We start from the raw sequence: 15,204 nt of genomic DNA on the forward strand, positions 1-15,204 counted from the left end.
GGTATTTGTGATACGGAGTGAAAAAACTAGTGAAACTTGGCCGTTAGCGCCATTCATTTTACTTCTCACGGCGGCTATTCAATACAGTGGCGCAACGATTGCGGTTGGTCTATTTTCATCCGTTGCGGTTATTGCTGTTGCGTGGGCGCGCGGATTCTTTGCCTCTCTTATGCTCGTTGCTTGGCGTCGCCCATCTCTTAACCTCACCACTCCACAAGGTCGGCATGCTTTTGTTTTATCGTCAATCTACGGGCTATCCATAGTGTCAACTAATGTTATTTTTTATTTAGCCATTGCCCGAATTCCCCTTGGGACGACAGTAGCTTTAGAATTTTTAGGGCCAGTTATTCTTGCCGCCATTGTCGGTAAAGGGTGGCGCATTCGGCTAGGGATAATTCTTGCTTTGAGTGGAGTTTTTCTTATCTCCTGGATTGGGGTAGATATACATGCTCCGGGAGTAAGCACGGGAATAGTGATCGCATTAATCGCTGGATTATGCTGGGCTATTTAATTTATATGTATGTTGGGCGGCGGATTGCAGTAACTGGAAATGGTCTGGATTCGTTGGCCGTTGGGATGCTGACGGGATCTTTGCTGTGGTTGCCAATCGCTGGTATGTCTTTGGGGCCAATTTTTTCTAACCAACGGATATTCTGGTTAGTGATGCTAGTGGCGCTTTTATCTTCGGTCACGCCATATGCTATGGATACGGTGATTATGAGACGCATTAACGCCTCAACATTTGCTCTGTTGAACTCTCTTCTACCAGCTACTTCATTTGTTGTTGGGCTTGTTATCTTGCATCAGGTTCCGACGATTGGGGAACTTGCTGGGCTGGTGCTTATTACTGCTGCTGTTGGTTTGGTAGGAATGCGTCCCAATGCAAAATAATGCCTGAGGTAGCTCAAAATAGGGTTTTAGAATGTGGGCGCAATAAATCTATTAACAGGGTGTAGCAACCAACAGGGTGGGGCAACCTGGCAGTGGGGCAACGGAATTTTAGACAAGGAAAAATCGCTGGTTATGAAAGAATTCGTAACCAGCGATACTAGTAGGCCCCGTGGGACTCGAACCCACAACCTACGGATTAAAAGTCCGCAGCTCTAACCAGTTGAGCTAGAGGCCCCCGCTTGAAACAAGCGTGATTTCGCCGGGTTGGCGACGAAACTTTTACTAGTATAGCTCCTAAAGTGTGTTGTGTAAAAATCAAACGACATCTGAATTCAGGTGAGGAAATTGTGGGAAATGCAGATAATTCTGAGAGTTTATGTGCCATAAAGACATTTTCTTCCGTTGTGATGTGTGTGACAATGTGGTGAGATGGTAGTCAGTAATATGAATACTAGGAGCTTTAAAAAATATTTTGTGACAGTCGACACTAGCCTGAGGAGGTTTGTCTCATGAATGCAGTATTTCGCCGGCCAGCACAACTTCGCCCAGAGCAGTTAGAAGTTATTGATGGTGACGTCAACATCGAAGCGCGTTCAGAATTAGCGTACACAACTGCACATGCCTTAATTCCACATGGTGGAGAAGTAGATAATGAAGTCATTGCACGCTTACGCGCATTAATAGCAGAAGAAGGTGTTGATGTTATTGCCGAATCGTGGGTTGATTCACCAGAAACATCATTGCCTGGAATCTTATGGCGGGGGTATCTGTTACGCGAATGGATACGACGATTCTCAGAAGATGTTCACCAGCGTTTTATAGCTGCTCAAAAAGCCGGGGCGTCTCAAGAAAATGTGCTTGAGCCAGAAAACGTCATGAAATTGTGGGACAGCGTTTTTGGTGGTTCTTTTGCTGGTGATTTCATTGATGTTATACGCCAGTCTGCTCGACTAACTGATTTCTTGGCGAGTGTAGAACCTGTGTGGATTGACGAGGATGATCATCCACTGGCTACATTGGTTACGCGACGGGCAACTGGTATGGCACGGACGTCCCAAGAGTTCCGTGAAGCGGGGGAGAAAATATTCCGTGAAGGTGTTGTTCCGCCTAGTGGTAGTGACGTGCAATCCAAGTAGTGCCGTTTAATTCAAGCTGCTATCAATGAACGAGGTGTATGAGCACCTACGTTCATTGTGGCCTACATGAGCAATCTTCCTGCATCAACAATTTATCTTGTCTCAGTTTGCCGGTGCTTGCGTTATTCGCAAGCACCGGCAACTTTTGTGCTGTTTCAAAGAGGGAATGCGGCAAGGGACATTTTGAGATGATGTGCTGTCACAAAAACTCGTTAATATGCAACGGTAGGTGATATCGAAGCGTATCTGCTCTTAATGGCGAGTTTTAGTGACAGTGGGGAAATTAGGTAGATATGAGCCGGAAGGCAATGATAATTGGGTAATTGGCAATCGGGTAATAGTTTCTATAGGGGGCATTCAACGAGGATATGTCTGTGGCATTAGGGGTTCATGTCAACAAAAACGTGGGTGGCTAACCGTAACGGTTAGCCACCCACGAAGTAAGTATCATATAGCTACATGATACTTATTATGCTTCTTCCCGAGCGCGCCGATTAAAGGCAATACCAGGGCCCAAAAGCAACAAGGCAAAAGCTCCAAGAGCTGTAGCGTCTATTCCAGTGTGGGCAAGTTGTTGCTCACTTGCAGTGGTTTTTACTACAGGTTCTTGAGGTGTTTGAGCTGCTGGGCCTAGTGGTAGCGCTGGGATTGTGGTGGTTGCCGGTGCTAGCTTTAGCGCCGGAATAACCTCTACTGCTGGAGTTAGCGGAATCAAATCGGTTGGCGCATTCTTGGCGGTTAGCTGCAGTTGGATCGACATTGACTTCATCGGTGGCACCTGGCGTAGAACTGTAGCTGGTGCGGGAAGCTGCATGTCAATCGTAACGGTGATCTGGCTCCGGTTGGCTACTGCTTCGGACGCCGCGTATGAGAGCACTGATTCATCTAGCGCGATTGTCCAGCCTTTAGCACTTTCCTGATCGTAGCTGAGGGTAATATCTGTTGCTCCAGGGAAGAGCGTGTGGACATCGAAGCTTTGAGTCTTGCCATCTATTGTTACCTCTTTGGCAAGCTCGATTTGGTTGATCGGGTCGCAGGCGTCGCCGATGCCGTCGCCGTCAGTATCGAGCTGGTCTTCGTTAGCTACATCAGGACAGTTATCAACATCTTGGGCGATAAGGTCGCCATCTTCGGTTACGGTCACCGTGATGGTCGTGGTTGCACTTTGCTGATCGGCGTCGGTCACGGTCACTGAAACCTGGTATTCGCCAGCGGAGCCGAAGGCGAAGCTGGTTGTTGGTTCAGTTGTTGTTTGGGTTGCGGCTGGGTCGTTTCCGAAGTGCCATTCGTAGCGAACGATGTCACTGTTGGGTGACAGTGATCCATCGGCGCTGAACTCTATGGCGTTGCCGATTTTTTGGGTCGGTACTTGACCAAGTTTGGCTGTGGGGGCTTCCAAAATAAGTGGACGTAGGTCGCCAAGTAGTTGGATGCGCCCGCCGGTTCGAGTGAAGAGCATCGTCAATGGTTTGGCACGCTCGGTGTCCAGGTCAATGAGATTGAATTCGACGGTGTTGGCCGCAAAAGCACTCAAAAGTAATTGTTCGACGGATTGTGAGACGCTCTCGGTATTTTGGTCAGTTTCAGCATCCCCAATAACGACGACGATCTTGCGGGCTTGGGCGCGCCATGGCGACGATTGTGTTACCTGTGTGAGTGTGGTGAATAGGTCTGTCGCGTTTTCTTCAGTTGTTGTGTTGAGGTCGTCAAGTGCGCTGAGCACGTGGGCGAGGGGACCAAAATCAGAGTGTGCTGCTGGACCAGCCGGTGGTGTTGGTTCGGTATCTTCCGGGGTATCACTGGGCAGGTCAGGGACTGTTGCGTCAGGTAGGTCAGTAACAGTTGTGTCAGGTAGGTCAGGGACTGTTACATCAGGAACTATGTCTGGTGCGGATTCGCTGTCACCATTGTTTTCTACCGGGGTGAGGTTTTCTTCCTCAGCTAGGTCAGCAGGAGTATCTTGGGCTAGTTCTGGCCGAATGTAGGATCGCAGGCTGAAGCGAGCATCTTGGTTTGCGTTGGTTGATGCGTCGTGTGTTTCTTGCGCGATTCGCTTGATCTGCTTTTTAATCTCCCCGATTTTTTCTTGGGTTTTAGGTGAGGATTCGACGAGGAACGTCACGTCAATTGGTCGGGCGAAGCTAGGTTTTGTGCGGGCAGAATCAGGCACGCCAACGACGTTGTAGACGAGTTTGCCGATTTCTTCATGTCCGGTGATGTTGGGATGGTAGAACATGAGTGTTGTGCCTGACCATTCGGAGACGAGTTTTCCGTTTTCGTCAATGTACCCGTTGGTTTCGGCGAGTTCGTTAAACCATCGTTGTGGATTTGTTCCCCAGAAGTACGGGTCAGGTTCGTGGCCGGCAAATGCGGTATGTGTGGGAACAAAGGTGACCTGTGGATGGGTCGGGTCGGTGTTCCATTTTTTGGTCAGCTCTGTTTGCAGCTCGACGGCTTTGAGTCCGAACTTGCGCACTTCTCGGGCAGCATCGAAGCTACCCCAGGCGAATGATGTGTCGGTTGAGAGGTAGGGGTAGCCAACCATCACGATTTGTGCGTCAGGTGCGAGGCGCTCGGCGAGTTTTTCGAGGATGTGTTCGACGTTGGCGAATGTTTCATCGATTTTGGATTCAGCCACATTCATCGCAGTTTTGCATTTGCTGGCTGAGGAGAGGACTCCGGCGAAACAGCCGGTAATAATGTTTTGGAATTCGATATCGTTACCGCCGATGGTGAAGAGGACAATATCGGTATCGACGGGGACTTTAGGGATTTGGTTTGTTAGCACGCCGTCAGTGATTTGCCCTGATTCGGCGAGATTATGAACGGTGGTATGTACGCCGTTTTCATTGAGTTTATTGGCATAAATATGACCCCAGTTACGCATCGACCGATACGATTCTTCGGGGCCATAGTAGAGACCGATACCGTTTCCGGCGGTGTATGAATCACCTATGAGTGTAAGGGTGAGGTATTTTTCATCCTGTTGGGTTGTTTGGTCGGCAAGGGCAGGTGCGGCCGTGAAAAGAAAAGTCGTTAAAGCGACGAATCCGGCAAGTAACTTCGTTGTCAGAGTTCTCATGCCCTTAATAATAAGTGATAGACACTGCTATGGGAATGTTTTTTCCGGAATTTCCGATAACTTCTTGGGAAGATATTGTGAGCCACTTGGTAGGCTCGCCGGCTGTTTTCTTGGTAGCGCACCATAGTTGCGGGGCAGCGCAAGAGTTATCTGCCACCCAGCCGTCTTGCTCGGCAGTCGTTGTTAGCTCAGTTAGTTTTTCGACGTCGATGCTTCCGGTGCTTTGGTAGCGCACCTCATAGGGGCGAGATTTGCCAAGGAAACCAGCCGAAGGGGTGTGCCAGACTGTGTCGGTTTCAATTCCGAGTTGGTCTGGGTGGGCGACCTTTTCGTTCATGAGAGAAGCAAGAGCTGGCGGTGTTCCCCAATAGTTTAGATGCTGCCCCCAGCGCCAGATGCCACCACCGGCGATTGTGACGAGGACAAGAAAAACAATGAGCACAATAACTACTCGGTTCGACAAAAGAGAAGCGTGAGCAGACGTCGGGGTGGTCATGATGTCTCCTTTGAACAATAGCCGATGATAGTAACTATAAAGGTTGGGTAGCTAAATCGAAAGATTTAGCTACCCAACCTTGAGGTTTGAAGAGTGTTAGATGAAAATGACGTGAATGATTGTATAGAACAATGCCGACACAATTGCGGCGGCGGGCATTGTTAGGAACCATGCGCCGACGATAGACTTTGTCACGGACCAGCGAACCGCAGAAAGGCGTTTTGTAGCACCAGCACCCATAATCGCTGACGTGATTGTGTGGGTAGTTGAGATCGGTGCGTGATAAGCAAATGCGGTGACGTAGAGAACCGATGAGGCGACAGTTTCCGCGACGAATCCTTGCGATGGATCAAGATCAATAATCTTAGACCCCAAGGTCTTCATGATACGCCAGCCACCAGAATAGGTGCCCAAAGAAATGGCAGTTGCAGCGCCAAGCTTGACCCACAAAGGCACCTCATGGCCTTCATGATATCCGCCAGCTACTAGCGCTAACACAACAACACCCATCGTTTTCTGAGCGTCTTGCAGGCCGTGGCCGAGTGCAGTCGCAGCTGCCGAAATCGTTTGGGCATAGCGGAAGCGTCGCATGGTTGGCCGGTATGCGAAATTCGCAAAAACCCGGATAACTACAGACATCAGCGCGTAGGCCAAAATGAAACCAACAAACGGCGAGATGAACATAGGAAGTACAACTTTTTCACCGATAACGGACCAGTGGACAGTAATCGAAGCCGCAATGCCGGCTCCAGCCAATCCACCAATAAGCGCGTGGGAAGATGAGGAAGGTAAACCCAGCCACCAGGTAATGAGGTTCCAAATAACCGCGCCAATTAGTCCGGAAAGAACAACAAATAATGCCACCATTTGATCCGGAACATCTTGAATATCAACGATTCCAGAACCGATGGTTTCGGCGACGCCAGTACCCAGTAAGGCACCGACGAAGTTCATAATCGCGGCCATAATAAGTGCCGTGCGTGGTGCGAGTGCGCGGGTTGCAACCGATGTTGCGATCGCGTTCGCAGCGTCGTGGAAACCGTTGGTGAAATCAAAAGCGAACGCAATGATGATCACCATGGCCACGAGGAGCAAGATTGGATCGAGCATCAGGACTCCTTGATCGCAATACCTTCAATTGAGACAGCGAGAGTTTCAAAGCTGTCGATTGCTGCTTCAAGGGCGTCAACAACGAACTTGATCTTGATGACCTCTAAAGCGTTGGCGTCGTCGTCGGCAAAAATCTCGCGCATAAGTTTGCGGTAGATAATATCGCCTTGGTTCTCCAACTGGTTGATTTCCAACGCATACTTCTTGGTATGTTCGCCCATGGATGCGATGAGTTTCATTGCATCGTTTGTCAGCGCAGCACACTTGGCAATAATGTCAATCATTTCCAGTGCTTTAGCTGGAAGCTCGTCAACCCGGTAAAGAACCATGTTGTCGCCAGCTTCGTCGATAAGATCGACGATGTCATCGACGATCGATACTAGGGCGTAGACGTCTTCGCGGTCATACGGAAGAACGAAACTATGCGCAACCTTCTGTAGGACGTCATGGGTGCCGTCGTCAGCAAGGTTTTCGATTTCGTGGAGTTTCTTGTTCAATTCTTTACGAGTTGAACGATCGGCACTACCCATCTGCACCAATATTTCGGCTGCAGATACGATGTGGCTAGCTTGTTTTGCAAACATTTCTAGCACGGCTTTACCCGGTGCGAATTTACTTAGACTCACAATGCCCTCAGAACACTAAGTGAACAGTTGTCACCTTCACCTTACGTTGCTGAGCTCGAACGCGCTTGTTAAATTCAAAATTTGCGTGGATCGAGTCGTATACTTCACAAGGCCTTTTGTCGCTAACAGAACTTCGGCGCTACTACTTTTCGGTGATAAATCACAGATATTACATGCTGGACAGGTTGAGTATGTAGATAGTCAAGAGGGTAAGATAGTGATGTTTTATATCGATAAATGATGCTGAAAGAGAAGAGGTGTAGGTAATGGCCGGTTATGAGACGATTCAGGTGATGACTGCTTGGTTGGGGAGTGTAAATGATTGGCTCTACACCTGGGTAATGATATTTGCCTTGGTAGGTACTGGTTTGTATTTGACGGTCCGAACCCGTGGCATGCAAGTGCGGCATTTTGCCGGCATGGCTCTTTATCTTGGAAAATCTCGACGTGGGGCGCACGGCGGTATTTCCTCTTTCCAAGCGTTTGCGATGGGTATGTCAACCCGAATTGGGATAGGGAATATTACCGGCATTGCGCTAGCGATGATTTTAGGCGGGCCAGGTTCGTTATTCTGGATGTGGTTGGTTGCTCTTGTTGGTATGGCAACTGCTTTTTCTGAGGCGACCTTGGCTCAGATTTTTAAATTCCGCCACCGAGATGGTTCATTCCGTGGCGGTCCGGCGTCCTATATTATGGATGGCCTGAAATCTCGCCCATTAGCTGTCATTTTCGCTTCGGCGATGGTTTTTTGTATGTTTGTGGCGATGCCGATGGTGCAAGCTAATACGATCGCCCAAGTTATTTCCGAGGCGCATGGGGTAGCTCCATGGAAGATTGGCGTGGTGATCGCCGGGCTAACCGCACTTGTTCTCTTTGGTGGTGTGCGGCGAGTTGCGCAGGCAACGGAAGTTATTTCACCCGTGATGGCATTGTTCTATATCGGTGTTGCAATCATTATCATTATCCTCAATTTTGCTGAAGTGCCACGTTTTTTCGCAGATGTTTTCGCTTCAGCTTTTGGCCTTCGTGAGGCATTTGTAGGAACTGGCTCAGCCTTTGTTGCTGCGTTTCTTAACGGTACTCGGCGTGGGTTGTTTTCTAACGAGGCGGGTATGGGCACCTCACCAAATGCTGCTGCCACCGCAACGGTAGCCCATCCGGTCCAGCAGGGTCTTATCCAAGCCTTTGGAGTGTTCTTGGATACGGTTGTTATCTGTACTGCCACTGGATTTGTCATCTCGACTACTGGAGCTCTCGATTACTCTGCGATCACCCCGGATGATGCTGCGCATATAACGACTGATGCTATTACTGCAACATTAGGTAGTTGGATGGCGTGGCCTATTTCAATCATGATCTTCTTCTTTGGTTTTTCTTCAATTTTGGGTGCTTATGCGTACGGGGAAGCTAATTTAGTCTTTTTGAAGAAATCTCGGCCATTGGAACTAATATCGCGAGCCGTCCTCGTTATTTTCAGCTTCGTTGGCTCAGTCATGGCGTTGACGTTCGTATGGACTGTCATGGACACGGCAATGTTTGTGGTGACATTGCTGAATTTGATTGCGATTATTGCTCTTTCGCCGTGGATTGTAGCCCTGCTTCGTGATTATGAAAAGCAGAGTGCTCGCGGGCAGACACCGATATTTCGAGCAGATCAGGCAGATTTACCTGGGGAAATTCCCACTGATGTTTGGTGAGCCTAGCAATTAGGGAAGTAACGAGCGTAAAGAACAAAGAGCAACAAAGAGCAAAGATAACGCAACAGGGGTCGCAGCCATCCGCCGCGACCCCTGCCGAAGTCTAGGACACCGGATCCGAGAGCGCCTGTCGGCGCGAAGGCCGCTCGTAGCGGCAAATATTTGGAGCCCGGGGCTTTCACAACCCGGTGTCTTGACTAAAACTATAGACGCTCTCATCGTTATTTTCTAGTCTTAAAAGTGCACGTTTTCCATCAGTGATGAACGCTTGTGCGGGCACGTGTTTGAGCGGTGCAGCCTTGTGACCGAGTTTCCTCACGATAGGGCAATAACACCCGCCACAACTGTAAATCCGATTGCTATTACACATCTCGTAGCTTTCTTATGAAACAATGTTTATTGTGAATACGAGTGAACTGCAACCACCTATTGATAACCCGGACGATACATCTGAGTTGGCACACGTCCCGTCAGCCCAGCTATTAACCGCAGCGTGGGAAAAAAGAGCTGGCTATGCCCGGGCATTAATTGGCATTTATGGCGCAACCTCATTGGCAGTAGGTGCTGTTTTTGGTCCGTATGCAATCGCGCTCGCGGTTGCAATCTTGGGTGCCATTCTTATTAGTGGCTGGCCAAATCTTCTTTATCTACCTAACCGCACTATCCCGCGCACTATGTTGACCTTGTTGGCGATAGCGCTTTTGGTGACCGCGTTATTTGGCACGGTGGAGCATACAGCTATTGTGATGGCTGGCAGTGTGATTGCGGCATTTATAGCGGAAATGTTTCGTACTGATGGGCGCAAGCAGTTAATTGAACAGCTGTCGGGCGGTTTTGCTGGGGCTGTGGTTTTAGTAGCGGGTTCATTATGGATTCATACGATGCGTCATGCTCAAGGCAAAGATGTGGTGATTGTTGCTGCGGTGTCTTTAGCAATTGTGGCATTAATGCACGCATTTGATTCGTGGGCTGCGCGGGTTGCTGGGTTTATTAATGGCATTGCGTTCGCGCTAGGGTTTGGTTATTTAACGGAGTTATCTTTTGAGCCTTCATTATTGATTGGAGTCTCGACGGCGGGTGCGTATTTGCTTACTGCACGGGCAGTGGCAGATTTGCCCCGTCCTTCGCCAGCTATTAACGGTGCCTCTCGGGCAATGATTCCGTTGTTAATTGTGGGGCTTTTTAGTTATTTGGCTATCCATCTCTAGGCAGGTTGGGTGGTTGTCGTTTAGCCTTAGACTATGGCTATTCGACTTCCTGAAAATTTAGTTCCTGAAAATACTGCACTTGCGTGGCTGATCGATTCGTGGGTTGGTGGTGGGATTCTCGAGTATGAGAATGTAGAGCCGGCAGCATATATTCACGAGGTGCGTTTTGATGCTTCCGATGGCGGACCATATCTGAAAGTTACCTCGAAGGTATGGCTAGCGAATGAACCGGCTGGCATTGTTGATAAGGAGCTTTCTGGCCAGACAACCTATAACCAGTTGTCTAAGCGTGAGTTGTGGATTCAACATACGGGTTTTATTCGCGTGAATCCGCAAAGTAGTAAGCGCGCCGATGGCTCGATGGAGCTGGAAGCAATGTTAGCCTCCCCGGTTGGTGTTTCACATGCGTGGGTTGGTTTGATTAATGGCCCGCGGTTGCAGATGGTAACTGATTCGGTGATGCGCTCCGGTTCGGGGGCACAGATCGATGCGGCTAAATTGATGGCTGGTTCAGTTGCTTCGGATTTGTTTTATGCAGTTGATATGGCGGCTTTCGGAGCGGATATGCGTTCATATATGGCAGGTAGATTGTCGCGGATGTTCGATGAATCAGTCGATCCAGTTAGTGACGACGGGGAGCGCGCGTGAATATTGGCGACGCCGGCGTGGTTCGATCGCATTATGGCAGTCCGTTTGCTGAAGAACGACGGTTGCGTTCCGGAGATGCTTTCACATTACTGGCTAGGGACGTGATCAGAGTTTCGGGGGCTGACCGGGGGAAGTTACTCCATCTGATTTCCTCGCAAAACTTTGAGGATTTAGCCGTTGGTGATTCTTCAGAGATGTTAGTTCTTGATGCCCAAGGCCACGTTGTTCACGGTAGTGACGTGGTGGTGGCTGAGGATGCTATCTGGTTGATCACTGAGCAGGGACGTGGTGCTGCGCTGATTGAGCACCTTAAGCGCATGACATTCATGATGCGGGTGGAGACGGTTGCAGTAGACTCGATGGCCTTTGGTTTGATGGTTACCGCCGCACAATTGCCTGATGCATTTACTCACATTGCTACGGTTGTGTGGCAGGATCCGTGGCCTACCACAGCTCCTGGAGGAGCCCATTACGGAGTGAAGGATGCTGATCATCCAGCTTTCAATAGCCGGCGCTGCGTCGTCGTCGTTCCACGTGGTGAAACTGAGCATGCGATTGAAACGTTACTAAATGCGGGGCTTTCCGCAGCAGGTACTCAAGCGTGGGAAGCTGCGCGTGTGATGGATTGGCGGCCGTCATTATCCGGCGAAGGTAGTTATTCGACATTGCCGAATGAAGTGGATTGGTTACGCACAGCTGTACATACTGAAAAAGGCTGCTATCCGGGCCAGGAAACGGTGGCGAAGTTGATTAATCTGGGCAAGCCTCCTCGTCGTTTAACGTTTTTATATTTGGAAGGCGACGAAGAACTGCCAGAACCGGGCACGCCGGTAACAGTGGGTGGTAAGCCTGCAGGGATAGTGACATCGGTGGCGCGTTCGGTTGATGATGGGCCGGTTGCGTTGGCATTGCTTAAACGCTCGGTGCCACTCGACGTTGTGGTTGAGGTTGGTGATTTTGTTGCATCTCAGGTGGCGGTTGTCAGCCGGGAGGGGAAGTCTTCAGTCTCACCAAGTGAGCGGCCAGGAGCAGGATTGAGTGCTCGGCGATTGGCTAGTTCGCCATCGGCTGTAGAAAATAAATCAGTGAAAGGACGCTGATGCGTGCGGTTATCCAGCGCGTTACGCGAGCAAGCGTGACGGTTCAGGGGCAGATTGTTGGCCAGATTGATACCGGGTTGGCGGTGTTGGTGGGAATTACTTACGACGACGAGCCAGAGCAGGTTGCGAAGTTGGCACGCAAAATTACGCAGTTGAAAATTTTGCGCGATAGTTCTGGGTCGGATGAGCCAAAGCAGCGAGTTGATGTTGTTCAGGCCGGTGCTAGTGTTTTACTCGTTTCACAGTTTACTTTGTATGCTAACGCGAATAAAGGGACAAAGCCGTCGTGGACGCATGCGGCACCGGGGAAGATTGCTCAACCATTATTTGACACGCTTGTGGCAGAAGTTGCCAAGTATGGAATTGCTGTACAAACTGGGCAATTTGGGGCAATGATGGATGTTGAGATCCATAATGATGGCCCGTTTACGATCATCCTCGATATTTAATTGTCATGCCTGTGGCGAACGCATTACCGCAAGAATGAATTTTCTGGCTAAAGTAGGGGTCAGTTACACAATTTTGAAGGAGAAACCACATTGTTTGAAAGGTTCACTGACCGCGCACGCCGAGTGATCGTGTTGGCGCAAGAAGAAGCACGCAACCTCAAGCATAATTATCTTGGTACTGAGCATATTTTGCTTGGCTTGATAAAAGAAGGCGAAGGTGTGGCAGCCAAGGCGCTCGAAGCGCTGGATGTTTCCTTCGATGCTGTGCGTGAGCAGGTTGTAGAAATTATTGGTGAAGGCCAAGAGCAACCTTCTGGCCATATTCCGTTTACTCCGCGAGCGAAGAAAGTTTTAGAGTATGCGATGCGGGAGGGCCTGCAATTAGGTCATTCATATATTGGTACTGAGCATTTGCTACTTGGTTTATGCCGGGAGCAAGAAGGTGTTGCTGCCCAGGTTCTAGTCAAGCTAGATGCTGATTTGCCGAAAGTTCGCCAACAAGTTACTCAGCTTTTGAGCGGGTATCAAGGTGGCAAGGAAGCTGTTGGCGTTGGTGGCGGTGGCCCTCGTGAAGGCGTTAAAGCTGGATCAACTATATTGGATCAGTTTGGCCGTAATCTCACGCAGTCAGCGCGTGATAATAAGTTGGATCCGGTTATTGGCCGGCATAACGAAACACAGCGCGTGATGCAGGTTTTATCTCGCCGTAATAAGAATAATCCGGTTCTTATTGGAGAACCTGGTGTGGGTAAAACTGCAGTCGTTGAAGGTCTAGCTCAAGCTATTGCGCATGGTGATGTTCCGGAGACGTTGAAAGACAAGCAACTGTATTCACTCGATATGGGATCGCTGGTGGCCGGTTCGCGTTACCGTGGCGATTTCGAAGAGCGCATGAAGAAGATCTTGAAAGAGATTAATACTCGTGGCGATATTGTCTTGTTTATCGATGAGATTCACACGTTGGTAGGCGCCGGTGCTGCGGAAGGTGCTCTTGATGCAGCTTCGTTGCTCAAACCGATGATGGCTCGTGGTGAACTACAGGTTATTGGTGCAACTACGCTTGATGAGTATCGTAAGCATATTGAAAAGGATGCGGCGTTAGAACGCCGTTTCCAACCAATACAAGTAGAGCAGCCGTCCGTGAAGGAAACGATTGCGATTCTGGAAGGCTTGCGGGATCGTTATGAAGCCTTCCATCGGGTGACTATTACTGATGAGGCGCTTGAGGCAGCTGCTACGATGGCTGATCGCTATATTAACGATCGTTTCTTGCCGGATAAGGCGATTGATTTGATCGATGAAGCTGGTGCTCGGTTGGCTATTCGAAAGATGACCGCGCCACCAGAGTTACGTGAACTTGATGAGGAAATTGCGGAAGTTAAGCGGCAGAAGGAAGCTGCTATTGACGGCCAAGATTTCGAAAAAGCGGCTTCGCTGCGAGATCAGGAACAACAATTGACGCAAAAGCGAGACGAGCGTGATAAGGCGTGGCGCGAAGGCGATCTTGATGTTGTTGCAGTGGTTGATGAGGATCTTATTTCGGAAGTTCTTTCGATGGCTACTGGTATTCCGGTCTTTAAGCTCACTGAGGCTGAGTCGGCTAAGTTACTGCGGATGGAAGACGAACTCCATAAGCGCGTTATTGGCCAAGATGCAGCTGTGAAGGCGTTGGCTCAAGCGATTCGTCGTACCCGTGCCGGGTTGAAGGATCCAAATCGTCCTGGCGGTTCGTTTATTTTCGCTGGTCCGACTGGTGTTGGTAAGACGGAACTTGCTAAGGCTTTGGCTGAGTTCTTGTTTGGTGACGAAGATGCCTTGATTACCTTGGATATGTCTGAATTCCAAGAGAAGCATACGGTTTCGCGGTTGTTTGGTGCCCCTCCGGGCTATGTCGGTTATGACGAGGGTGGCCAATTGACGGAAAAGGTTCGGCGTAAGCCTTTCTCGGTTGTGTTGTTTGACGAAGTTGAGAAGGCGCATCAGGATTTGTTCAATTCTTTGTTGCAGATTCTCGAAGAGGGCCGATTGACTGATTCGCAAGGCCGCGTTGTTGACTTTAAGAACACAGTGATTATCATGACCACGAATTTGGGTACCAAAGACATCGCCAAGGGTGTTGCTACTGGTTTCCAAATCGATGGTGACCAAACAACGTCCTATGAACGGATGAAGTTGCGGGTTAATGATGAGCTAAAGAATCATTTCCGTCCAGAGTTTTTGAACCGTGTGGATGACATTATTGTCTTCCCGCAGTTGCAGAAGCCTGAGATCTTGCAGATTGTTGATTTGATGATTGGTAAGCTCGATGTTCGGTTGGCAGATCAGGGCATGAGCATTGTGCTCAGCGAGAAGGCAAAGAATCTGTTAGCTGAGCGTGGGTATGATCCAGTTCTTGGTGCTCGTCCATTACGCCGGGCAATTCAGCGAGACATTGAAGATGAGTTGTCAGAGAAACTGCTATTTGGCGAGTTTTCTAGTGGACAGACGATCGTCGTCGATGTTGATGAGGAAAATATCCCGATGTCGTTTACGTTTACTGGACAGGATTCGGACTATCGATTGCCTGAGGGGGTTAAGCCGGCTGCCGATAAGGAAGTAATCAATGGGCTTGCTCAACCTGCATCTCTAAATCCGGATTCAAATTCGACGCAACCTGGAACTGAATCGAAGCCGGCAGCGTTTCCAGAGGTTGATAGTTAATTTTTACACATAGAACGAGTCCAATTTAATTGGAATTTATGTGCTGAGAGTGGGATAGTTA

General features: G+C 49.3%; 13 protein-coding genes and 1 tRNA gene. 9 read left to right on the forward strand and 5 right to left on the reverse strand.

Annotated features, from left to right (window positions below; translation table 11 throughout):
- Window positions 1-7: 7 nt before the first annotated feature.
- Together HC352_RS01075 and HC352_RS01080 are read left to right on the forward strand one after the other, a co-directional pair.
- Complete coding sequence (locus HC352_RS01075) at window positions 8-511, forward strand: EamA family transporter (RefSeq protein WP_168917189.1); 504 nt, start codon at window positions 8-10, stop codon at window positions 509-511.
- On the forward strand, window positions 496-891 hold the full coding sequence (locus HC352_RS01080; protein WP_168917190.1) for an EamA family transporter: 396 nt from the start codon (window positions 496-498) through the stop codon (window positions 889-891). Before HC352_RS01075 ends, HC352_RS01080 begins: the two co-directional genes overlap by 16 nt.
- A 161-nt stretch (window positions 892-1,052) precedes the next feature.
- Here the strand turns inward: HC352_RS01080 and HC352_RS01085 are convergent.
- Window positions 1,053-1,126, reverse strand: a tRNA-Lys gene (locus tag HC352_RS01085).
- 274 nt (window positions 1,127-1,400) lie between these two features.
- Here HC352_RS01085 and HC352_RS01090 point away from each other — a divergent pair.
- Window positions 1,401-2,027, forward strand: a complete 627-nt coding sequence (locus HC352_RS01090) for a hypothetical protein (RefSeq protein WP_168917191.1) — start codon at window positions 1,401-1,403, stop codon at window positions 2,025-2,027.
- A gap of 469 nt (window positions 2,028-2,496) precedes the next feature.
- Here HC352_RS01090 and HC352_RS01095 read toward each other — a convergent pair whose 3' ends face one another.
- The 4 genes from HC352_RS01095 to HC352_RS01110 all read right to left on the reverse strand — a co-directional run bounded on the left by HC352_RS01095 (window position 2,497) and on the right by HC352_RS01110 (window position 7,341).
- The gene (locus HC352_RS01095; protein WP_168917192.1) at window positions 2,497-5,109 is read right to left on the reverse strand and encodes a GDSL-type esterase/lipase family protein; all 2,613 of its coding nucleotides are present in this window, start codon (window positions 5,107-5,109) and stop codon (window positions 2,497-2,499) included.
- Window positions 5,110-5,113: 4 nt separating this feature from the next.
- Complete coding sequence (locus HC352_RS01100) at window positions 5,114-5,605, reverse strand: hypothetical protein (RefSeq protein ID WP_168917193.1); 492 nt, start codon at window positions 5,603-5,605, stop codon at window positions 5,114-5,116.
- 96 nt (window positions 5,606-5,701) lie between these two features.
- Window positions 5,702-6,715: an inorganic phosphate transporter gene (locus tag HC352_RS01105; protein ID WP_168917194.1), complete on the reverse strand. Its 1,014-nt coding sequence runs from the start codon at window positions 6,713-6,715 to the stop codon at window positions 5,702-5,704.
- Entirely contained in the window at window positions 6,715-7,341 is a 627-nt protein-coding gene (locus HC352_RS01110; protein WP_168917195.1) for a DUF47 domain-containing protein, read from the reverse strand. The genes HC352_RS01105 and HC352_RS01110 overlap by 1 nt, the downstream gene beginning before the upstream one ends.
- A 266-nt stretch (window positions 7,342-7,607) precedes the next feature.
- Here HC352_RS01110 and HC352_RS01115 point away from each other — a divergent pair, with 266 nt between their 5' ends.
- From HC352_RS01115 to HC352_RS01140, 6 genes are all read left to right on the forward strand, one after another.
- The gene (locus HC352_RS01115) at window positions 7,608-9,038 is read left to right on the forward strand and encodes an alanine/glycine:cation symporter family protein (protein ID WP_247645204.1); all 1,431 of its coding nucleotides are present in this window, start codon (window positions 7,608-7,610) and stop codon (window positions 9,036-9,038) included.
- 401 nt (window positions 9,039-9,439) lie between these two features.
- On the forward strand, window positions 9,440-10,246 hold the full coding sequence (locus HC352_RS01120; RefSeq protein WP_168917196.1) for a hypothetical protein: 807 nt from the start codon (window positions 9,440-9,442) through the stop codon (window positions 10,244-10,246).
- A gap of 33 nt (window positions 10,247-10,279) precedes the next feature.
- Complete coding sequence (locus HC352_RS01125; RefSeq protein WP_168917197.1) at window positions 10,280-10,894, forward strand: heme-binding beta-barrel domain-containing protein; 615 nt, start codon at window positions 10,280-10,282, stop codon at window positions 10,892-10,894.
- Complete coding sequence (ygfZ, locus tag HC352_RS01130; RefSeq protein ID WP_168917198.1) at window positions 10,891-11,994, forward strand: CAF17-like 4Fe-4S cluster assembly/insertion protein YgfZ; 1,104 nt, start codon at window positions 10,891-10,893, stop codon at window positions 11,992-11,994. The genes HC352_RS01125 and ygfZ overlap by 4 nt, the downstream gene beginning before the upstream one ends.
- The gene (gene dtd, locus HC352_RS01135; RefSeq protein ID WP_168917199.1) at window positions 11,994-12,443 is read left to right on the forward strand and encodes a D-aminoacyl-tRNA deacylase; all 450 of its coding nucleotides are present in this window, start codon (window positions 11,994-11,996) and stop codon (window positions 12,441-12,443) included. Before ygfZ ends, dtd begins: the two co-directional genes overlap by 1 nt.
- Window positions 12,444-12,533: 90 nt before the next feature.
- Window positions 12,534-15,143, forward strand: coding sequence for an ATP-dependent Clp protease ATP-binding subunit (locus HC352_RS01140; protein ID WP_168917200.1), 2,610 nt, complete (start codon window positions 12,534-12,536; stop codon window positions 15,141-15,143).
- The last annotated feature ends 61 nt before the right edge of the window (window positions 15,144-15,204 follow it).

Origin of the sequence: Arcanobacterium buesumense (assembly GCF_012563545.1) — a bacterium.
Taxonomy (GTDB): Bacteria; Actinomycetota; Actinomycetes; order Actinomycetales; family Actinomycetaceae; genus Arcanobacterium; species Arcanobacterium buesumense.

Coding starts and splice junctions, on each gene's coding strand:
- HC352_RS01095 (WP_168917192.1), bottom strand. CDS start 5,109: ATGAGAACTCTGACAACGAAGTTACTTGCCGGATTCGTCGCTTTAACG.
- HC352_RS01090 (WP_168917191.1), top strand. CDS start 1,401: ATGAATGCAGTATTTCGCCGGCCAGCACAACTTCGCCCAGAGCAGTTA.
- HC352_RS01100 (WP_168917193.1), bottom strand. CDS start 5,605: ATGACCACCCCGACGTCTGCTCACGCTTCTCTTTTGTCGAACCGAGTA.
- HC352_RS01105 (WP_168917194.1), bottom strand. CDS start 6,715: ATGCTCGATCCAATCTTGCTCCTCGTGGCCATGGTGATCATCATTGCG.
- HC352_RS01125 (WP_168917197.1), top strand. CDS start 10,280: ATGGCTATTCGACTTCCTGAAAATTTAGTTCCTGAAAATACTGCACTT.
- HC352_RS01080 (WP_168917190.1), top strand. CDS start 496: ATGCTGGGCTATTTAATTTATATGTATGTTGGGCGGCGGATTGCAGTA.
- HC352_RS01115 (WP_247645204.1), top strand. CDS start 7,608: ATGGCCGGTTATGAGACGATTCAGGTGATGACTGCTTGGTTGGGGAGT.
- dtd (WP_168917199.1), top strand. CDS start 11,994: ATGCGTGCGGTTATCCAGCGCGTTACGCGAGCAAGCGTGACGGTTCAG.